The sequence below is a fragment of the Pseudorhodobacter turbinis genome, from assembly GCF_005234135.1.
Lineage (GTDB): Bacteria > Pseudomonadota > Alphaproteobacteria > Rhodobacterales > Rhodobacteraceae > Pseudorhodobacter > Pseudorhodobacter turbinis.
The window spans coordinates 1,628,833-1,649,100 of the sequence record NZ_CP039964.1; the positions used below are offsets into that span (position 1 = coordinate 1,628,833).

General features: G+C 58.4%; 21 protein-coding genes. 14 read left to right on the plus strand and 7 right to left on the minus strand.

Annotated elements, in window-relative coordinates:
- Positions 1-62: 62 nt before the first annotated feature.
- Together mutY and EOK75_RS07930 are read left to right on the plus strand one after the other, a co-directional pair.
- Positions 63-1,085, plus strand: coding sequence for an A/G-specific adenine glycosylase (mutY, locus tag EOK75_RS07925; protein ID WP_137193428.1), 1,023 nt, complete (start codon positions 63-65; stop codon positions 1,083-1,085).
- A 44-nt stretch (positions 1,086-1,129) separates the two neighbouring features.
- Positions 1,130-2,269 (plus strand): alkane 1-monooxygenase, encoded by a 1,140-nt coding sequence (locus EOK75_RS07930; protein ID WP_137193430.1) that lies wholly within the window; start codon positions 1,130-1,132, stop codon positions 2,267-2,269.
- Between the two features lie 91 nt (positions 2,270-2,360).
- Here the strand turns inward: EOK75_RS07930 and EOK75_RS07935 are convergent, their stop codons facing one another.
- Both EOK75_RS07935 and EOK75_RS07940 read right to left on the minus strand, forming a co-directional pair.
- Positions 2,361-3,479, minus strand: a complete 1,119-nt coding sequence (locus tag EOK75_RS07935; protein WP_137193431.1) for a site-specific DNA-methyltransferase — start codon at positions 3,477-3,479, stop codon at positions 2,361-2,363.
- An 87-nt stretch (positions 3,480-3,566) separates the two neighbouring features.
- Positions 3,567-4,202 (minus strand): ribonuclease HII, encoded by a 636-nt coding sequence (locus EOK75_RS07940; RefSeq protein ID WP_137193433.1) that lies wholly within the window; start codon positions 4,200-4,202, stop codon positions 3,567-3,569.
- A gap of 141 nt (positions 4,203-4,343) precedes the next feature.
- On the opposite strand from EOK75_RS07940, the gene EOK75_RS07945 reads away from it, so the two are divergent.
- The 5 genes from EOK75_RS07945 (at position 4,344) to EOK75_RS07965 (ending at position 8,272) form a co-directional block, all read left to right on the plus strand.
- The gene (locus EOK75_RS07945) at positions 4,344-4,631 is read left to right on the plus strand and encodes a hypothetical protein (protein ID WP_137193435.1); all 288 of its coding nucleotides are present in this window, start codon (positions 4,344-4,346) and stop codon (positions 4,629-4,631) included.
- On the plus strand, positions 4,603-5,307 hold the full coding sequence (locus EOK75_RS07950; RefSeq protein ID WP_137193437.1) for a winged helix-turn-helix domain-containing protein: 705 nt from the start codon (positions 4,603-4,605) through the stop codon (positions 5,305-5,307). The genes EOK75_RS07945 and EOK75_RS07950 overlap by 29 nt, the downstream gene beginning before the upstream one ends.
- 68 nt (positions 5,308-5,375) lie before the next feature.
- Positions 5,376-6,470 (plus strand): carboxynorspermidine decarboxylase, encoded by a 1,095-nt coding sequence (locus tag EOK75_RS07955; RefSeq protein WP_137193438.1) that lies wholly within the window; start codon positions 5,376-5,378, stop codon positions 6,468-6,470.
- A gap of 12 nt (positions 6,471-6,482) precedes the next feature.
- Positions 6,483-7,721, plus strand: a complete 1,239-nt coding sequence (locus tag EOK75_RS07960; protein ID WP_137193439.1) for a saccharopine dehydrogenase family protein — start codon at positions 6,483-6,485, stop codon at positions 7,719-7,721.
- A gap of 101 nt (positions 7,722-7,822) precedes the next feature.
- Positions 7,823-8,272 carry a CreA family protein gene (locus EOK75_RS07965; RefSeq protein WP_137193440.1) on the plus strand — a complete coding sequence of 150 codons (450 nt, stop codon included), beginning with the start codon at positions 7,823-7,825 and terminating at the stop codon, positions 8,270-8,272.
- On the opposite strand, the gene EOK75_RS07970 is transcribed toward EOK75_RS07965, so the two are convergent.
- Both EOK75_RS07970 and EOK75_RS07975 read right to left on the minus strand, forming a co-directional pair.
- A complete protein-coding gene (locus EOK75_RS07970) occupies positions 8,269-9,057 on the minus strand; it encodes an exodeoxyribonuclease III (protein ID WP_137193442.1) in 789 nt (262 codons plus the stop codon). The two genes, EOK75_RS07965 and EOK75_RS07970, sit on opposite strands and share 4 nt — an antisense overlap.
- 249 nt (positions 9,058-9,306) lie before the next feature.
- The gene (locus EOK75_RS07975) at positions 9,307-9,993 is read right to left on the minus strand and encodes a response regulator transcription factor (protein ID WP_137194341.1); all 687 of its coding nucleotides are present in this window, start codon (positions 9,991-9,993) and stop codon (positions 9,307-9,309) included.
- A 156-nt stretch (positions 9,994-10,149) separates the two neighbouring features.
- Here EOK75_RS07975 and ribA point away from each other — a divergent pair, with 156 nt between their 5' ends.
- Both ribA and EOK75_RS07985 read left to right on the plus strand, forming a co-directional pair.
- The gene (gene ribA / locus EOK75_RS07980; protein ID WP_137193443.1) at positions 10,150-11,226 is read left to right on the plus strand and encodes a GTP cyclohydrolase II; all 1,077 of its coding nucleotides are present in this window, start codon (positions 10,150-10,152) and stop codon (positions 11,224-11,226) included.
- Positions 11,223-11,726 carry a L,D-transpeptidase family protein gene (locus EOK75_RS07985; protein WP_137193444.1) on the plus strand — a complete coding sequence of 168 codons (504 nt, stop codon included), beginning with the start codon at positions 11,223-11,225 and terminating at the stop codon, positions 11,724-11,726. Before ribA ends, EOK75_RS07985 begins: the two co-directional genes overlap by 4 nt.
- Positions 11,727-11,729: 3 nt before the next feature.
- On the opposite strand, the gene EOK75_RS07990 is transcribed toward EOK75_RS07985, so the two are convergent.
- The 3 genes from EOK75_RS07990 to EOK75_RS08000 all read right to left on the minus strand — a co-directional run bounded on the left by EOK75_RS07990 (position 11,730) and on the right by EOK75_RS08000 (position 13,969).
- Positions 11,730-12,383, minus strand: coding sequence for a YggS family pyridoxal phosphate-dependent enzyme (locus EOK75_RS07990; RefSeq protein ID WP_137193445.1), 654 nt, complete (start codon positions 12,381-12,383; stop codon positions 11,730-11,732).
- A 96-nt stretch (positions 12,384-12,479) separates the two neighbouring features.
- Positions 12,480-12,836, minus strand: a complete 357-nt coding sequence (locus EOK75_RS07995; RefSeq protein WP_137193446.1) for a porin — start codon at positions 12,834-12,836, stop codon at positions 12,480-12,482.
- Positions 12,837-12,997: 161 nt separating this feature from the next.
- On the minus strand, positions 12,998-13,969 hold the full coding sequence (locus EOK75_RS08000; protein ID WP_137193448.1) for a porin: 972 nt from the start codon (positions 13,967-13,969) through the stop codon (positions 12,998-13,000).
- 403 nt (positions 13,970-14,372) lie between these two features.
- On the opposite strand from EOK75_RS08000, the gene EOK75_RS08005 reads away from it, so the two are divergent.
- The 5 genes from EOK75_RS08005 to EOK75_RS08025 all read left to right on the plus strand — a co-directional run bounded on the left by EOK75_RS08005 (position 14,373) and on the right by EOK75_RS08025 (position 20,260).
- Positions 14,373-14,909, plus strand: a complete 537-nt coding sequence (locus tag EOK75_RS08005; protein ID WP_137193450.1) for a DUF3576 domain-containing protein — start codon at positions 14,373-14,375, stop codon at positions 14,907-14,909.
- Positions 14,910-15,002: 93 nt separating this feature from the next.
- The gene (gene leuS, locus EOK75_RS08010) at positions 15,003-17,555 is read left to right on the plus strand and encodes a leucine--tRNA ligase (RefSeq protein WP_137193451.1); all 2,553 of its coding nucleotides are present in this window, start codon (positions 15,003-15,005) and stop codon (positions 17,553-17,555) included.
- Positions 17,542-18,030, plus strand: a complete 489-nt coding sequence (gene lptE / locus EOK75_RS08015; protein ID WP_137193452.1) for an LPS assembly lipoprotein LptE — start codon at positions 17,542-17,544, stop codon at positions 18,028-18,030. Before leuS ends, lptE begins: the two co-directional genes overlap by 14 nt.
- Positions 18,027-19,040, plus strand: coding sequence for a DNA polymerase III subunit delta (locus tag EOK75_RS08020; RefSeq protein ID WP_137193453.1), 1,014 nt, complete (start codon positions 18,027-18,029; stop codon positions 19,038-19,040). Before lptE ends, EOK75_RS08020 begins: the two co-directional genes overlap by 4 nt.
- Positions 19,037-20,260 (plus strand): HPP family protein, encoded by a 1,224-nt coding sequence (locus tag EOK75_RS08025; protein WP_168199180.1) that lies wholly within the window; start codon positions 19,037-19,039, stop codon positions 20,258-20,260. Before EOK75_RS08020 ends, EOK75_RS08025 begins: the two co-directional genes overlap by 4 nt.
- Positions 20,261-20,268: the final 8 nt, after the last annotated feature.

Here is a 20,268-nt window from a genome sequence, read left to right on the forward strand (position 1 = left end):
ACTTGCCCTATCTTAGCGCGCTGTGCGACAGGTGCCAGCAGGAATGTAAAAGGCGACAGAAAATGCGCAAGGAAACGGCCGCCCTTTTGGAGTGGTATGATCACCACGCCCGCGAAATGCCGTGGCGCAGCCCGCCGGGCAGCAGGCACACCCCCGACCCGTACCGTATCTGGCTGTCCGAGGTGATGCTTCAACAAACCACAGTGGCCGCCGTGCGCGCCTATTTCGACCGTTTCACAACACGCTGGCCCACGGTCGCCGATCTGGCCGCGGCACAGGATGCCGATGTCATGGCCGAATGGGCGGGCCTTGGATATTATGCCCGCGCCCGCAACCTGCTGAAATGCGCGCGGGTTGTGGCGCAGGCGGGCGGGTTTCCCGAAACATATGACGGGCTTTTGACCCTTCCGGGGGTTGGGCCCTATACCGCCGCCGCCGTCGCCGCGATCGCCTTTGATCAGCCTGCAACCGTTGTGGACGGCAATGTAGAGCGCGTTATGGCACGGCTGTTCAATGTTGAAAAACCCTTGCCGCTGTCCAAGCCGGAGCTGACTGTGCTTGCCGCCAAGCTGACCCCGCAAACCCGCCCCGGTGACTATGCCCAAGCGGTGATGGATCTGGGCGCCACCATTTGCACCCCGCGCAATCCGGCCTGTGGCATCTGCCCCCTGCGCCCTTTTTGCGCCGCACAGGCCGAGGGCACCCAAAGCACCCTCCCCCGCAAGATTCCGAAACCGGAAAAGCCGACCCGGACCGGTACCCTTTGGCTGGCGCGTCACCCCGATGGCCGCTGGTTAACAGAGGAGCGGGCAGCAAAAGGGCTTTTGGGTGGCATGATCGGATTTCCCGGCATGGGCTGGGACAGCAAGACCGCCCATGATGCCCCGCCCGTCACCGCAAACTGGCAGGATGTCGGCCAGATCCGGCACACCTTCACCCATTTCCACGCGGCCCTCACGGTGCTAGCCGCCACCACAAGCGCGCGCCCAGATCACGGTATGTTTCAGCCGGTTAACCCCGAAAACTTGCCCACATTGATGCGAAAAGCCTTTGACCTTGCCGCCGCGACCCTTTTGCCACGTTGACCGCACCCCACCCCCGCAGCATCATACGGTAAAAAGGGTTCCTCATGTCCATCATCCCCGCTGCCAAGGTCACCCGGTTTGATCAAGCCCTGCCGTTCTGGCTGTCGCTGGGGCTTATTCCCGTCGCTGTTGTCTCGGCGCTGGTCGGTGGCTGGACGGTGATTTTGATGCCGCTTGCCTCTTGGGGATTGTTTTCGCTGCTGGACGCGGTGCTGGGACAGAACCTCGATAACCCCGACCCTGAAACGCCCGACGCGGGGCTGTTTTGGTACCGGGTGATCACGCTGATCTGGTTTCCGGTGCAGTTCGCGCTGCTGTGTTGGCTGCTTTATTATGTCCCGCGCGCAGAGCATCTTGGCACGCTGGAATCCATCCTGATTTTCTTTGGAATGGGTGTGGTTTCGGGCACCGTCGGTATCAATTACAGCCACGAGTTGATGCACCAAAAATCAAAACTGGAACGCTGGATGGCAGATCTGCTGCTGGCCTCGGTGCTTTATTCGCATTTCCGGTCCGAACATTTGCGCGTACATCACCTCTATGTCGGCACGCCGCGCGATCCGGTCACTGCCCGCTATAACGAGGGGTTTCACCGCTTTTTCCCGCGGGTTTTGCAGCAGTCGCTGGTCTCTAGCTGGAAAGCGGAAAAGGCGATGCTGGCGCGACGCAAACTGCCAGTGACACATTCCAGCAACCCGTTCTGGCGCTATGCGGTGCTGCAAATCGCGATGCTGGTGCTGGCATTTGCTTTGGGCGGCTGGGTTGGGCTGGCCTTATTCATCTATCAGGCCATCACCGCCATTTGGCAGTTGGAACTGGTGAATTATGTTGAGCATTACGGCCTGACCCGCCGCCATTTGGGCGAGGGCAAATATGAACACGTCTTGCCGCGCCATTCATGGAATGCGGATCATACCGCGTCAAACTGGTTGCTGATCAACCTGCAACGACACTCGGACCATCACTACAAACCGGACCGCCGCTTTCCCCTGCTGCAAACCTACGGTGATGATGAAGCGCCACAGCTTCCATATGGTTATCCGATAATGACAACGGCCGCGATGTTCCCGCCGCTGTATAAACGCATGATGAACCGGCGGGTGCGGGAATGGCGGCGGAAATATTACCCCGACATCACCGATTGGCACAGCTACAACAAGGCGTTGAATCCCGCACCGCGTTAAACCAAAAAGCCCGCCATGACCAAGCACGGCGGGAGTTTGCATCAGGGGGCTGGCCCCTGATGCAGGCGGTACAAAACTGAAGTTATTAGGATTAGTGCGGGCGGCCTTCGCTCATCTCTGCGCGGATTTGCTGGCGCAGGATATCGATGGAAACCATCTTCCCATCCCGCTTGAAGTGCCAATACGTCCAGCCGTTACAGCTTGGCGCGCCTTCCAATGCCGCACCAACCTGATGGATGGAGCCTTTCACATCATTGCCAATCAAAGTGCCATCGGCACGTACTTTGGCCTTGAAACGGCTGCCAATGGAATAGAGTTCCTCACCGGGGCGCAGCATGCCGCGCTCCACAACCTGCCCGAACGGCACCCGAGGTTCCGCCCGCTTGGAACCGGTAATCTCCAGCGCCGAGGAATCAAATTTGCGCACCTTTGCAATGCGGCGCTCCGCGACCTTGCGATATGCCTCTTCCCGCTCAATCCCGATGAAATCACGGCCAAGCATTTTTGCCACAGCCCCTGTGGTCCCCGTGCCAAAGAACGGGTCAAGCACAACGTCACCGGGATTGGTTGTTGCAATAAGCGCGCGGTGGAGCAGGCTTTCCGGTTTTTGGGTCGGATGCGCCTTATCGCCGGCCTCATCCTTCAGACGTTCATGCCCGGTGCAGATCGGCAACACCCAGTCCGACCGCATCTGCACGCCTTCGTTAAGCGCCTTCAACGCCTCATAGTTGAAAGTGTATTTCGCACCCTCATCACGGCTGGCCCAGATCAGGGTTTCATGCGCATTCGTCAAACGCTTGCCGCGAAAGTTCGGCATGGGGTTGGTTTTGCGCCAAACCACATCATTGAGCACCCAAAACCCTTGGTCCTGCAATGTCGCGCCAACGCGGAAAATGTTGTGATAAGACCCGATTACCCAAATAGCACCATTGGGTTTCAGCAACCGTTTTGCCGCCGCCAGCCAAAGCTGCGTGAATTGATCATATTTCGCAAAACTGGAAAACTGGTCCCAATGATCATCAACCGCATCCACCTTGGAGTTGTCCGGACGATGCAAATCGCCTTTCAGCTGCAAGTTGTACGGAGGGTCCGCAAAGATCAGATCAACAGAGCCTGCCGGCAAGCTGTTCATCACATCAATGCAATCCCCTCCAAGAATTTGGTTAAGCGGTAAAGTTGCCGCCTCTGGCGCTTTTGTTTTGGTTGTCATCTTCTGCCTCTGCCCCGCGCATTTTGCGTCGTTTTGTTAAGGCTAAGGATGAGTCATTAGTGATTCGTCGTCAAATTCTTTATTGAATCAAGGGGTTATATATTTTTCTTGATACAAGATGTTGTGTACCGGCTTGAACGAACGTCTATGATGCGGGGTCACCCCAAGATTTAGGAGCGCCGACTGATGCTCTTTTGTCGGATATCCGGCGTTTCGGTCCCATCCATACCCCGGATACTGTTGCGCCAAACCCACCATCATCCTGTCGCGTGTCACTTTTGCAACAATCGACGCGGCTGAGATCGAAAGCGACAGGGCATCGCCTTTAATAATCGCCTGACCCGCGCAGGGCATGTCGCGCGGCAGCAGGTTGCCATCGATCAGTGCGAAATCAGGCGGAGTCGGCAGGCCTTGCAAGGCGCGCACCATGGCAAGATGACTGGCCCGCAGAATGTTGATCTCGTCGATCTCTTCGACAGAGGCGTGTGCGATAGAAACCTCGGCCATATCCATGATCAAATCAAACAAGGCATCCCTGCGTTTGGCCGTCAGGGCCTTGCTATCCCCAAGGCCGACCGGCACTTTGCCCGGCAGCAAACGCACCGCCGCCGCTGTGACCGGCCCCGCCAAGGGGCCGCGCCCAACCTCATCCACGCCCGCAATGCAGGTTGCGCCCCGCGCTTGGGCCTCTGTTTCATATCTGTCATCTGGTGTGCTTTTCATGCAACCAAGCAAAACCCATCCAGCGGCAAATGAAAAGAGCCATGCCTGCCGATATGTCATAACCGCCCTAATCGCGGGCTTTGATATTGAATATCTTTACCACTTGCGGGCAAGATTGCCGCAGATCAGGAGGGTCTTGTTGTGATCAAAAAACTTGGGGCTGCCGCCCTGCTTGTTCTGGCATTTGCCGGTGCTGCACATGCCGATTGCTATGCCGATTATAAGGCAAAACGCGACGACCCCTTGCGTTTGCACTACGGCGTTGTTGCCTTGCCACAGTCTGCCTGCTCGGCAGATGCCGCCGCACGGGCAATCGCCCCGCGTTTGGCGCAAAAGGGGTGGACCTTGCTGAATGTCCTATCCGTTTTCGGGCCTGAAGGCCTTGCAGAAAGGAAAGCCAATGCGGGCGCTTATTTCCTCTCCCTTTGATAATCTGCGGGCGGGCAACCGCGTGGTTGCAGGCGGGATTGCGGCCATCGTGCTGATCTTGCTGGGGGCGGCGGTGCTGTTGTTCATGAACCTGCCCGATGCGAATGCCTTTAATGCGCGGGTGGAACGGATATTTGTCGAGAACGATGGCTTGACCACGGGGGCCGAAATCAAGCTTCTGGAAATCCTTGCGCAATCGGGCACGGCGTTTTCGGATGTTCTGGCCAGCTACCGTGTTGTGATTTTTGTGCTGCTGGTCTTTGCGACGGCGCTGATGATCGCAGCACTGGTGTTTTTGGTCACGATTGTTGCGCTGAACCGGCGGATATCGGCGATTCAACGGTCGGGGATTCAGGTTTCCAGCCTGTTGATCAGCCGGGAAAGCAATGCGGTCTACATCAATGATCTGGAATTCAAACTGACCGAGGCAGCACTTGAAACGCTGTCGGTTCTGGCCGAGGCGCGGATGGATGACGATGTGATGACCGGCGCGCAGATCGAGGGTGTGATCTCGGGCCGCGATTCGGTTGATTGCGAGGAGGCGGCAGGGGCCACGCGCATCAAACGGCTGCGCGATACTTTGGGAAATCAGCTGGTGTCGGAGCTGCTGGTCAAAACCATTGCGCGGCGGGGTTATGTTTTGGCGGTGGGCAAAGATGTTATCCGTATGATGTAGGGCAAACGCTTGCAGCAGGCGCGCGCTTGTCCTATACGCGCCGCTCTTGGATTTTTCGGGGGGACGCCATGATACCGACGCCTTACTACCTGATCGACAAGACGAAACTCGCCGCCAATATGGCCAAGATGGACCGTCTGCGCGCGCTTTCTGGCGCGAAATGCCTGCTTGCATTGAAATGTTTTGCCACTTGGCCCGCGTTTGACGTGATGCGCGACCATATGGATGGCACCACCTCCAGCAGCCTCTATGAGCTGCGCTTGGGGCGTGAGAAGTTTGGCCGTGAAACCCACGCCTATTCCGTGGCTTGGGCGGATGATGAAGTGGATGAGGCGGTCGGCTATGCCGATAAGATCATCTTTAATTCCATCAGCCAATTGGAACGGTTTGCCGATAAAACCACCGGACTGGCGCGCGGTTTGCGGCTGAACCCGCAGTTTTCGACCTCACATTTTGATCTTGCCGATCCGGCGCGCCCGTTCAGCCGTTTGGGTGAATGGGACCTGCAAAAGCTGATGGCGGTGGCCGATCAGATCACTGGCGTGATGATCCATTACAACTGCGAGAATGATGATTTCGCCCTGTTCGACCAACAGCTGACCCGGATCGAGACCGAGTTCGGCAGCTTTTTGCAAGGTCTGGATTGGGTCAGCCTTGGCGGCGGCATCCATTTTACCGGCGATGATTACCCGCTAGAGGCGCTGGCGAAACGGCTTCGGGCCTTTGCCGATAAATTCGGCGTGCAGGTCTATCTGGAACCCGGAGAGGCCGCGATAACAGGAACCGCCAGCCTTGAGGTGACGGTTCTGGACGTGCTGAACAATGGCAAGGATCTGGCGATTGTGGATGCCTCGGTTGAGGCGCATATGCTCGATTTGCTGATCTACCGAGAACCTGCCAAGATGGATGTGACGGGCGACCACCCGTTCATGATCTGCGGCAAATCCTGCCTTGCTGGCGATGTTTTCGGGGAGTTCTCCTTTGCCGCGCCATTGAAAATCGGGGACCGGCTCAGCATTGCCGATGCTGCCGGCTATACCATGGTAAAGAAAAACTGGTTCAACGGCGTGAAGATGCCTGCGATCGTTTTACGAGAGCTTGACGGCGCGCTGACCGTAGCGCGGACGTTTGACTATAGTGATTTTGAAGGCAATCTGGGCTGAAGGAGGCTTGAAATGAAACGCAATGTTCTGATCATCGGCGCTGGGGGGGTGGCACAGGTTGTGGCGCATAAATGCGCGCAAAACAACGACGTGCTGGGCGATCTCCATATCGCAAGCCGCACGCTGTCCAAATGTGAAGCGATCATTCAAACGGTACATGAAAAAGCCGCGATGAAGGTTCCGGGGCCGTTCCACGCATATACCCTTGATGCCACCAACATAGAGGCCGTGAAAACGCTGATCCGCCAGACCGGCGCGCAGATCGTGATTAACGTCGGCTCCCCCTTCGTGAATATGACCGTGCTGGACGCCTGCATTGATGCGGGGGCTGCCTATATCGACACGGCGATCCATGAAGATCCGACCAAAATCTGCGAGACCCCGCCGTGGTATGGCAACTACGAATGGAAGAAGCGCGAGGCCTGCAAGGCCGCTGGTGTGACGGCTGTTCTGGGTGTGGGCTTTGATCCAGGCGTGGTGAATGCTTTTGCGCGCTATGCGGTTGATGCTTGCATGGATGAGGTGCACAGCATTGATATCGTTGATATTAACGCGGGCAACCACGGCAAGTATTTCTCGACCAACTTTGATCCTGAGATCAACTTCCGCGAATTCACCGGCACGGTTTACAGCTGGCAAAAGGGCGCGTGGCAAGAGAACAAGATGTTCGAGGTGATGCGCGAGGATGACCTGCCAGTCGTCGGCAAGCAGAAATCCTATATGTCCGGCCATGATGAGGTGCATTCGCTTTCCAACCGCTATCCAAACGCCGATGTGCGGTTCTGGATGGGGTTTGGCGATCACTATATCAACGTGTTTACCGTGCTGCAAAACCTTGGGCTTTTGTCCGAACAGCCCGTCACCACCGCCGAAGGGCTGGAGGTTGTGCCTTTGAAACTGGTCAAGGCCGTTCTGCCCGACCCAAGCAGCCTTGCCCCGAATTATACCGGCAAAACCTGCATCGGGGATTTTGTCAAAGGCACCAAGGACGGCCAGCCGGTTGAGGTGTTCGTCTATAACATCTCGGACCACAAGGACGCCTATAACGAGGTCGGCTCTCAGGGGATTTCCTATACCGCCGGCGTGCCGCCCGTTGCGGCCGCGATGCTGATCGCCGAAGGCACTTGGGACGTGGGCCATATGGCGAATGTCGAAGACCTTGACGCCAGACCGTTCCTTGGCTTGCTCAACAAAATCGGGTTGCCAACGCGGATCAAGGATGCCGCTGGCGATCGGGCCTTGGATCTGTAATCTATTGGGGCGTGCCGGTTGGTGCGCCCCAATTTTCTCAGGCAGGGAACCGAATACCCCATCTGTGCGTTGCGTCACATGGCCCCTTACGGAGAGATATTATGAACCGACTGATCCTTGCCGCAGCAGTTGCGCTGTGCACCGCCCCCCTACATGCCGAAGAAGTCGGAGAGGTTGGCGTGGATTGGTTCGGCAACGACATCATCATCGAAAGCATCCGTGACCCCGAGGTAAAGGGCGTGACCTGCCATCTTGCCTATTTCGACCGCGGCATCATCGACCGTTTGCAACAGGGCAACTGGTTTGAGGATCCCTCGAACTCCTCAATCGCCTGCACGCAAACCGGCCCGATCGAATTGGGCGATATCAAACGCGGCAAGGGCGGCGAGGAAGTGTTTCGTGAAAGCCAGTCCATCATCCTGAAATCGATCAGGGTCACGCGGGTCTTTGACGAGGCGAACCAGACGCTGATCTATCTCGCGCATGGCAGCGAGGTCAGTAAAGGGTCGGCGAAAACCTCGCTTTCAACTATCCCGCTCTATCAACCCTAAAGGTCAAAGGTGGCAAAGACGGGAACGTGGTCGCTTGGCTTTTCCCAGCCGCGCACGGGGCGCAAGATACGGCTTGAATGGGCAGATTTGGCAATGTCGCCAGTGGCCCAGATGTGGTCCAAACGGCGGCCCTTATCGGCGGCGTCCCAGTCCTTGGCGCGGTATGACCACCAGCTGTAAAGCAAACCTTCGGGGATATCGGCACGGGTAACATCAGCCCAATCGCCCGCCTCCATCACCTGATTGAAATGCTCTACCTCAACCGGTGTGTGGCTTACGATTTTCAACAGCTTCTTATGGCTCCAGACATCATCCTCACGCGGGGCGATGTTCAGATCACCCACCAAGATCGCGTTGTCGGGCTTTTCCCAGCGGAACCAATCGCGCATCTCGGTCAGGTAATCCAGCTTTTGGCCGAATTTTTCGTTCAGCGTCCGGTCGGGAATGTCACCGCCCGCAGGCACATAGCAGTTGTGGATCGTCACACCATTTTCCAACCGCGCCGCCACATGGCGCGCCTGACCCAGCTGCGCAAAATCCTTATCGCCAGCATCCACAATCGGCAGCTTTGACAAAATCGCCACGCCGTTATAGCCCTTCTGCCCCCGCGCCACCATGTAGCGGTAACCAAGCGCTTGAAACTGCTCCACCGGAATTTTTTCCACCGGACTTTTGCATTCCTGCAAACACAAAACGTCAGGGGCCTCATCGGTCAACAGTTGCGCGACAAGGTTCTCGCGCAGACGGACAGAGTTGATGTTCCAGGTGGCAAGGGTAAAGGTCATCCGGCATCTCTCCTGCTTGCGGGTTGGGCGTACCGTAAGGCGCGGGTGCAATACCCTCAACCCTTTCTTGGTCAAACCTTGGGGCAAGACAAAAAAAGACCGGGCACGAAGCCCGGCCAAGGTCCAACAGGGAGGATGTCACGCCATAACCCCGACGCGACAAGGGGAATCGAAACTAATACAACCTGTATACGCTATATTCGGTCGTTAACCATGATATTGATGCCGATTTAGTCAACAGTATGGCAGTCAGGCAACAAGTCGGTAACCGCCCGATTCCGTCACCAGCAAACGCGCGTTCGATGGATCGGGTTCGATCTTTTGACGAAGGCGGTAGATGTGGGTCTCCAGCGTGTGGGTCGTAACCCCGGCGTTATAGCCCCAAACCTCATGCAGCAACACATCCCGGGCAACCACGGAAGAGCCTGCACGATAAAGGAATTTCAGGATATTGGTTTCCTTTTCCGTCAGCCGGATCTTCTTTTCTTTTTCGTCCAGCAACATCTTTTGGGCCGGCTTGAACGTATATGGGCCAAGCTGGAAAACCGCATCCTCGGATTGCTCATGCTGGCGCAGCTGCGCACGAATACGGGCCAGAAGCACCGGAAACTTAAATGGCTTGCTGATGTAATCATTCGCGCCGGCGTCAAGGCCAAGGATCGTGTCGGCATCGGTATCATGGCCTGTCAGCATCAGGATCGGGCTTTTCACACCTGCTTTGCGCATCCGACGGCAAAGCTCTCGGCCATCCGTATCGGGCAAGCCCACGTCCAGAATGACCATGTCGTAAAAGGTGGCCTTTGCCTTTTCCATGCCATCCGCACCATTCGCGGCCTCGAATACATCGAATTCCTCAGACATGACCAGCTGTTCGCTCAACGCTTCGCGCAGGTCATCATCGTCGTCTACCAATAGAATTTTTTTCAATTGTCCCATAACGCGCTCCTCTGTGTTGTTAGACAGATGCGTGCGGCGCACGGTTTCGGCAAGATATGCGTCAAACTTCTCACGCTGACGTGTGAGTTTCGGGCGGTATGTTTCAATTTCCATGCGCTGCGGTTACATCTTGCGGCAGCAATAAAGGGGGATGCCATGCTGCTTGGCCTGTCTATCGTCGAACAACTGACCCGCGCGCGGGGGGATTTGCGCATGGGCGTGCCGGTGATGTTGGCGGATAACGGGGCCATTCTTGTCGTCGCCGTTGAGGCGCTGAGCGCGGAACGGCTAGCCGCGCTGCGCACGCTTGGGCCGTTGGAACTGGTTCTGACCGCGCGGCGCGCCGAGACGTTGAAGACCCCCGCTTATGACGGTGATCTGGTGCGAATTGCGGTGCCCGATGATGCAGACATGACATGGCTGCGCGCATTGGCCGATCCGGCGGATGACCTGCGCTTTCCGATGAAAGGCCCGTTCCGCTCATTGCGCGACGGCTCTGCCGCGTTGCACCGCGCCGCGATCCAGCTTGTGAAATCCGCCCCGCTTTTGCCGGCCGTTCTGGCCGTTCAGGTGCCCCCCGATATGCCCACAGCCGGGCTCACCCGCCTGTCCCTACCCGCGATCCTGCCAGAGCTTGGGCGCGCCTCGCCGCTGCATCCTGTCAGCGCTGCACGACTGCCAATGGCTGCGGCTGGGGCGGGCCATGTGCATGTCTTGCGCCCCGAAGATGGCGGCCCCGAGCATTACGCGATTGAGGTTGGCCGCCCTGATCGCACAGCTCCGGTTTTGGCGCGGCTGCATTCGGCCTGTTTTACCGGCGATGTTCTGGGCAGTTTGAAATGCGATTGTGGCCCGCAGCTTCATGCCGCCCTGACCCAGATGGGGGCGGCCGGTGCGGGCGTGCTTTTGTACCTGAATCAGGAAGGTCGCGGGATTGGGCTGGCCAACAAGATGCGCGCTTATTCCTTGCAAGATCAAGGCTTTGACACAGTAGAGGCCAACCACCGCTTGGGCTTCGAGGATGATGAGCGCGACTTTCGCCTTGGGGCCGACATCCTGCGCGGGCTTGGATTTTCTGCCGTTCGCCTGCTCACCAACAACCCCGCAAAGATCGCGATGATGGAGGCGAATGGCATCACCGTGACCGAACGCGTGCCGCTGCATGTCGGGCAAACCGACCAGAATGCGGGTTATCTGGCGACCAAGGCCGCCAAATCGGGACATTTGATATGAGAGTGCATGACCTTGTCCTGACCCCTTCGGGGGTTCGCTTTGCCGGTCGGCGGTTTGCCTGTTCCATCGGGCGGGGCGGCATAACCGCCAATAAGCGCGAAGGGGATGGTGCGACCCCTGTCGGCGTCCACCGGATTATGGGCATGTATTACCGGCCGGATCGCTTGCGCGGCGCGGATTTGCCGGAATGGGCGCAGCCTATCCGGCTGGGGGACCTGTGGTCGGATGATGTACGGGACGCCGACTATAACCACCTTGTGCGGGCGCCGCACGGGTTTAGCCATGAGGACATGCGCCGCGCCGACCCGCTTTATGATCTGGTGATGATCACCGATTGGAACTGGCCCGATGCGGTGCCGGGGCGGGGATCGGCGATCTTTTTGCACCAGTGGCGGCGGATGGGCTATCCGACTGCGGGCTGTGTGGCCTTTGCGCGGGCGGATCTGTTGTGGATTGCCGCGCGGGTACGGCTGGGCACCCGGCTGATCGTGCGGCAATAGCCCCTAGCTATAGTCGCGCGCGCCGAAAATAGCAGAGCCGACGCGAACATGGGTGGCCCCTGCGGCAATAGCAGCCTCAAAATCACCGCTCATCCCCATCGAAAGGCCCGTCAAGCCGTTACGGGCGGCCAATGCGGCAAGGGCGTTGAAATGTGGCGTACTGTCTTCGCCTTCCGGTGGGATGCACATCAAGCCGGTGATGGGAAGGTCAAGCGCGCGGGCGGTGGCGATGAAAGCATCGGTATCGGCGGGCAAAACACCGGCCTTTTGCGGCTCTTCGCCTGTGTTGATCTGGATGAACAGCTTGGGGCAACTGCCGCGTTGCTGCGCAAGATTGGCAAGTTTTGTCGCGAGTGAGGGGCGATCAAGCGTATGGATCGCATCAAAAAGATCCATCGCAACCTTGGCCTTATTGGTTTGCAGCGGGCCGATCATATGAACCTCAAGCGGGCCGAATTCCGCGCGCAGGTCGGGCCATTTTCCTTGCGCCTCTTGCACATAGTTTTCGCCGAAAACCTTTTGCCCCTCGACCAGAACCGCGCGCACCAGTTCAAGCGGCTGAACCTTGGAGACAGCGATAAGCGTCACATCCGAAGGGTCACGGCCAGCGGCCTTGCAGGCAGAGATCAAACGGGACTGAATGGCAGGAAGGGACATAACGGACGGCCTTTTTGGCGGTTTTACAATGCGATGGATGAAGGTGATCGGCCGCAGCCATCACTTCTAAATCTTTGATTTCAGTATATTAGCCACTCAATAGCCCAGCTTGCAACATGGCGCATCCGAGATTGAGGGGCCTTGCAGCGATGTGACAGCACTTTTCACGCCGGTGCCTGCGCGCAGATTGTGCCCCCCCGAAGAGATATACACTTGGGCGCGGGGATCATCGTCGCGGTTAAAGTTGCTGACGTCCATATCCATGATAATGCCGTATTCCAGCCCACCATCGGTGGTGCCGTAAGCATGGGCGGTGACTTGTGCGCCGCTTAGGGCCGCCAAATCCTGACCGTCAAAGACAAGCCCCATCTTAGCCTCGCCTGAAAGTTTCAGCTCTGCCATGGCGGGGCTGGCGAGCAAAACAAGGGCTGTTGCAAGGGTGTTGAAAGACATGACCTGCGCCTTTTATCCGGTCGGTAGAGGTTCAGGGTGCCCCAAGGAAAGCGCATTGGCAAGCCGGTGCCTTGGTTTGGGCAGAATCGGCATAACCCTATCGCAAAAAAGAAAAGAGCGGGCACAAGGCCCGCTCTTTCCCCATAAACTAATCGGTTAGATTAGAATGTGAAAGTTACGCCGAAGTCAGCGCGGACTTCTTTGTCGTCAGCAAGAGCTTTAGCACCGTCTGGGAACGCTTCGAGGTTTTCGTCGCCAGGAGATTTAACCTGTGCGAGACCAGCGTGTACGGATGCACCGCCACCGAGGTCATAAGCAGCACCGATACCAACCGAAGTGTGGTCAGTAACGCCGTCGTAGTCAGCTTTGCCAAGACCCAAGGACAATGTCAGTGCGTCCATGGTGTAGGAAGCGTTCAGACCGTATGCTTTTGCGTCAGCTTTGCCGCCCAGACCGTCTTTGAGCGACGCGTCGGAGTAGAGAGCTGCAACTTTAACACCGGAGAATGTACCACCAGCGAATACGGAAACAACGTCTGCACTAGCAATGCCAACGCCGTGGTCAGCGTAGCCGAGGCCAACATATGCGTCGCTGAAGCTGTACTTGATGCCAGCTGCATAGCTGTCAACGTTGTCAGCGCCGTGGCCGCCGGAAGCCAACTGACCGGACAAGGAGAATGTCAGGGCGCCAGTTGCGTATGTGTAGTTTACGTTGTGGCTCAGGTCTACGTCAAGGATGTCTTCCAGCTCGTCGCCAACCAGGGCTTCTGCAACGTCATCAACGTCCAGACCTTCCCAGCCGATGTCGGACAGGCCAGCAACTTCGTCAGCTTCAGCAACGGAACCGAAGGACAGTTTGCCGAATGCGCCGGACAAGAACACAGTGGTGTCGTCGTTTGCAACGCCGCCATTGTCTTCGATGATGATGTTGGTGTTGAAGCCAAACTGCAGGCCACCATCAGTTTCGCCAGTGCCGTCGAATGTCAGCAAGACTTCGTTGTGTACGCGTGTGCTTTCTTCGCCTTCGCTGTTGTAGATCAAACCAGCTTTTGCAACGCCGGAGATTGCAATGTCAGCCTGGGCCAGGCCAGCAGTTGCGATGAGTGCGGTTGTCGCGATAAGGATTTTTTTCATCGTCTTCCCTCGTGTGTTTTAAAGGTGCTGCCCAACTCGGGGAAATCCAAACTGGGTATGCATGCTTCATCACCGTTTCCCGCACTTTTTGCAACGCTGACCAAAGGCGCGGCGGGAAACACGTGTCTTGTGGTGCGTCAATGCCACAGTTGATGCGGGCGGCTGCAGGATTCGGGCGGGATTGCGGGCCGCGGGCAGCCTTTACCGCCAGATTGCGTGGAATTGGGGCGGTAGACCGGCGGAATCGCTGGGGCGGGCGATTCTCCGGTGGGGGCATATATAAGGGGTGCAAAATGGGGGTTTGCGCCTGTTTCTGGCGCGCCCTATAGCAGATGTATTGAAACCCCTTGTTCCAAAGGGGTCGCTAAGCTAGACAAACGGCTATCAGAGCCGGGAGATCCGTATGAGCCTTTTTCTTCTTCGCGCCACAGTGATGGCTGTGACGGTCGTAGCAACCGCTTCTTGTGGCGGAGGGTTTATGGGTGGCCCCAGCGACCCTGAAGCGGTTCGTGACGCCGCACAGCGCAACAATGACGCCGAATACAATATGCGCGCAGAGCAGGACGACCTGCCACAAGTGGGCAAATCGCGGGGCGGAACCGTCTGGGACTTGTTCCGCAATGCCGATGATCCGAACACCACGGTTGAGGTGAACAAGTACATCTGGAACGCCTCGCTGGATATTCTGAACTTTTTGCCGGTACAGACGGTTGATCCGTTTACCGGCGTGATCGTGACCGGATACGGTGTGCCGCCGGGTGGCGGGCGTGCCTATCGCGCCACGGTTTACGTGCAAGATCCGGCGCTTGATGCGCGGTCGTTGAAGCTTTCGTTGCAAACGCGGGGCGGGGCGTCGGTTAGCCGTGACACCCAGCGCGCCGTGGAAGATGCGATTTTGACCCGTGCGCGCCAATTGCGGATCAGGGACAGCAAGCTTTAACCCCATATGATTTGGGCATTACGGCTGGACGTTATGGGGCCTTGTGGGTTAACTGCTCGGGATATTTGATCCCCTGCTAAGAGGCCCGTCGTCATGCCCTATGATCCCGCTGTTATTGAATCTCGTTGGCAAAAGGCCTGGGCTGATGCGGGCGTGTTCACCGCCAAGCGCGACACCACCCGCCCCAAGTATTATGTGCTGGAGATGTTCCCCTATCCATCGGGGCGCATCCACATGGGGCATGTGCGCAACTATACCATGGGCGATGTTGTCGCGCGGTATAAGGGGTCGTGCGGGTTTAGCGTGCTGCACCCGATGGGCTGGGATGCCTTCGGGATGCCCGCCGAGAATGCCGCGATGGAGCGGGGGGGCCACCCCAAGGACTGGACCTACAGCAATATCGCAGACATGCGCGGGCAAATGCAGCCCCTTGGCCTGTCGATCGACTGGAGCCGGGAATTCGCGACCTGTGATGTCGAATACTACGGCCAGCAGCAGGCGATGTTCATCGATATGATGGAAAAAGGGCTGGTCTACCGCAAGAATGCCGTGGTGAACTGGGACCCTGTGGATATGACCGTGCTTGCAAATGAGCAGGTGATTGATGGCAAAGGCTGGCGGTCTGGCGCGGCGGTGGAGCGGCGCGAGCTGACGCAGTGGTTCTTCAAAATCTCGGATTATTCTGCGGAATTGCTTGAAGCGTTGGACGGGTTAGAAAACTGGCCCGAGAAGGTGCGCCTGATGCAGGCAAACTGGATCGGCCAATCGCGCGGCTTGCAATTTGCCTTTTCCACCGTGGATGCCCCCGAGGGGTTTGACCGGATAGAGGTTTACACAACCCGGCCCGATACATTGCTGGGGGCCTCCTTTGCAGCGATCTCTCCGGATCACCCATTGGCCAAACATCTGGAACGTCATTCCCCCGAGGTTGCAGCCTTTGTCGCGGAATGCCGCAAGATCGGCACCTCGGAAGAAGCGTTGGAAAAAGCCGAGAAGCGCGGGCTTGATACCGGCGTTCGGGTGCGCCATCCGTTTGATACAGCGGTGGAGCTGCCTGTCTATATCGCGAACTTTGTGTTGATGGAGTATGGCACCGGCGCGATCTTTGGCTGCCCGGCGCATGATCCGCGCGATTTCGAATTTGCGAGCAAATACGGCCTGCCGATTCCCCCCGTCTTTGTCCCCGAGGGCGCCGAGGAAGAGGTGCTGACCGAGGCCTTCGTGCCGATGAAATCCGAACCCGTCCGCTATATCCGCGGCTTTGCGGGCGAAGAGGTGCAGACCGGCGCCGATGCCGTTGATGCCGCCATCGCCTTTTGCGAGGAAAAGGGCGTGGGGCGCGGCGTCACCAATTACCGTCTGCGCGATTGGGGGGTCTCCCGTCAGCGCTATTGGGGCTGCCCGATCCCCGTGATCCATTGTGAGAAATGCGGCGTGGTCCCTGAGGCCAAAGAAAACCTGCCGATCGAGCTGCCCTATGATGTGACCTTCGACATCCCCGGCAACCCGCTGGACCGGCACCCGACATGGCGCGATTGCAGCTGCCCGAAATGTGGTGCTGCGGCACGGCGGGAAACCGATACGATGGATACCTTCGTGGATAGCTCTTGGTATTACGCGCGCTTTACCTCGCCACATGCCGCGACACCGACCGATCCGGCCGAGGCCGAATACTGGATGAACGTCGACCAATATATCGGCGGGGTGGAACATGCGATTTTGCACCTGCTTTATTCGCGCTTCTTTGCACGCGCGATGCATAAAACCGGACATCTGCCCGCATCCGCGATTGAGCCGTTCAACGCGCTGTTTACCCAAGGCATGGTGACCCATGAAACCTATGCCACAAAAGGGGCCGATGGCCGCCCTGTCTGGCAAATGCCCGAAGATGTTGAGAAAACCGACAAAGGCGCGCGCCTGAAAGACGGCACGCCGGTTGAGGTTGGCCCGATCATCAAGATGTCGAAATCCAAGAAGAACGTGGTCGATCCGATGAATATCATCGCGACTTACGGCGCCGATACCGCACGTTGGTTCGTGATGTCCGACAGCCCGCCCGAACGTGATGTGGAATGGACTGCCTCGGGCGCAGAGGCGACGGCGAAATACCTCAACCGAGTTTGGGTCCTAAGCGAACGGATCGCACAAATGCCCGATGCCGAGGGCAAGGGCGATGACGACCTGTTGCGCGCCATGCACCGTATCGCACAGGATGTGACCCAAGCGATTGAGGGCTTTGCCTTCAACAAGGCAATCGCCAAGCTTTATGAGTTCACCAATACGCTGTCGAAATCGCAAGCGGGCAAGCCTGCGATGCAAGAGGCGATGCGCACCCTTGCGCAGTTGATGTCCCCCATGGTTCCCCATCTGGCCGAGGAAGTTTGGGCGCAGCAAGGCGGCACCGGCTTGGTCGCAAAGGCCCCGTGGCCCCAGCCGGATCCGGCAATGCTGGTGCAGGACACGGTCACCTTGCCAATCCAGATTAACGGCAAGCGGCGCGGGGAAATTACCATTCCCGCAGATATGCCCACATCCGAGGTTGAAAAACGGGTTCTGGCGGATGATGCTGTGGTAAAGTTCCTTGCAGGCAAACCTGTAAAGAAATTGATCGTGGTGCCGGGGCGTATCGTCAATGTGGTTATCTAAAGCACTTTTGTTCTGTGTTCTGGCCCTTGCGGCCTGCGGCTTCACCCCGGCCTATGCGCCGGGGGGGGCCGCCTCCAATCTGCAAAACGCGATTCTGGCGGATGAGCCGCGCGACAAACCCGCCTTTGATCTGGTGGAACGGCTGGAAGAGCGGCTTGGCCCGTCCGATGTGCCGCGTTTTGCGCTGTCTTATACGATCAAGCTGACCACCGATGGTGTCGGCATTTCGACCGATAACGCCACCACCCGCTATCATCTGGTTGGCACCGTGGATTGGCAACTGGCCAATGTGGCAAGCGGTGCGCAGGTGACGGGCGGGCAGGCCAGAAGCTTTACCGCCTATTCTGCGACCGGATCGACCGTGGCGGGATTGGCTGCCGAGGAAGATGCCTCCCTTCGTTTGATGCGGATTCTGGCGGATCAGATCGTCAGCCAGATCATCGCAACCTCGGCAAACTGGTCCGGCGCGCAATGAACCTGAAGGGGCAGCAGGCGGCGAAATATCTTTCCGCGCCCGATGCCACAAAGGCCGGGCTGCTGATTTTTGGCGCCGATGCGATGCGGGTCGCGCTTAAACGGCAAGAGGCGATTCTGGCGCTGGTTGGCCCGGAGGGTGAGGCCGAGATGCGCTTGACCCGCCTACCCGCCGCCGATCTGCGCCGTGACGGGGCGGCCTTGTCGGATGCGATCCGCACGCAGGGCTTTTTTCCCGGCCCGCGCGTCGCCTTTGTCGAGGAGGCGACCGACGGGCTTGCCCCGATGCTGGCGAATGCTTTGCGCGAATGGCGGCCCGGCGATGCGGTGATCGTGGTCACGGCGGGTAACCTTACGGGGAAATCGGCACTGAAGAAGGTGTTTGACGATTCGGGGTCGGCGGTCTCAATCGGGCTGTATGATGATCCGCCAAGCCGAGAAGAGATCGAGGCCGAACTCAAACGCGCCGGCTTGCGCGCAATCTCACCCGAGGCGATGACCGATCTGGGCGTGTTGGCCCGTGCGCTGGACCCCGGTGATTTTCGCCAAACGCTTGAAAAGATAGCGCTGTATCATTGGGGCATTGATACGCCGCTTGGGTCCGATGCCGTGGCCGCCTGTGCGCCCGCCACAATCGATACCGAGGTGGATGACGTGATCCACGCCGTGGCAGAGCGTGACCAGCGGCAGGTCGGTGCCTTGATGCGGCGGCTGGAGGGGCAGGGCGTCGCCCCCGTAACCCTGTGCATCGGGGCAATGCGGCATTTCAAAGCGCTACACGCGGCGGCGACCGATGGTGGCGGGGCGGCCAATGGCTTGCTGCGGGCGCGGGTATTCGGACCGCGTCGAGACAGGATGCTACGGCAGCTGCAAGGCTGGCGGGTGCCGGTGCTGGAATGGGCCTTGGGGGAATTACTGGAAACCGATTTAACCCTCCGCTCCTCCAGTCGCGCCCCGACTATGGCCGTGATGGAACGCGCGTTGATCCGGCTTGCGATGGCGCCGAAGTGACACGCTGGCGCCGCATAATGCGGGCGCTTGGCCCCTCCGTAGGTCGCCCGCCCACCCGCGAGATGCTGCGCGCCTGTATCGGGGCCGGCGTTGGCCTGACCTGCTGCACCTTCCTTGTGCGGTTGACCATGACCCCCACAAGCACGACCGGGCTTGACCCGACATTACTGCTGATCGCGCCATTGGGGGCCACGGCGATGCTGGCTTTTGCCGTGCCTTCCAGCCCCTTGGCACAGCCATGGTCGGCGGTGGTCGGCAATACGGTTTCGGCGCTTGTCGGCGTGATTATGGTGATGCTGGTGACCGAGCCATGGCTGGCGCTTGGCCTGTCTGTCACCTGCTCGATGATTGCGATGATGCTTTTGCGCGCTACACATCCCCCGGCTGCGGGGGTGGCCCTTGGCGCGGTGCTTACAGCAGATGCGGTGCGCGAGGTCGGCTTTTCCTATGTCTTCAGCCCGGTCTTGCTTGATACGGTTTTGCTGCTGGCGGTCGCCGTGGTTTATAACCGCATGACGGGGCGCGTCTATCCGTTCCGCCAGCCTGTTGATCACGCCCCCCGTGCCGTCGGAGAGGCTGGCCTGCGCCCGATGATCGAAAGCGCAGATCTGTCGGCCATCCTGCAACGGCTGCGGCTGGACGTAAACATTGGCCCCGCAGACCTTGCCCGGCTGATCGACGCTGCCCATAACCTTGCCGCTGAACACCTGTTTGACGGTGTGCAAAGCGCCCAGATCATGACCCGCAAGCTGGTGACAGCCCATCCGCAAATGCCGGTCAGCCAGATTGCCGCCCTCTTCCGGCAGCACAAAGTGCGGACCCTGCCGGTGATCGGTTTTGATGGCATGTTCCAAGGCCTTGTCAGCGAGACGGATTTGGTCCGCACCCTCCAAAAGCCGGAATCCGAAGACGGCGTTCTATCGCGCTTTTTGCGGGCCAGTCGGGATGTGGTTGAACCCGTCGCGGCAGAGGTGATGGTCACAACAGTCGGCACCGTGACCGAGGAGACGCCTCTGGGTATGTTGATTGATCTGTTGGCCAAGGGCGGGCAGCAAGCCGTCCCCGTTCTGGACGCGGGGCGCATGGTCGGGATTGTCACCCGCGCCGATCTGGTTGCCGCCTTGGCAAAGGCGCAATCGGTGGCCGAGCTGCCCGACGATACAGAAAGCGACAGCGACACCACAGCTGCGGTTTCTCCAGTTCAGCAAAAGACAGCATGACCGATACG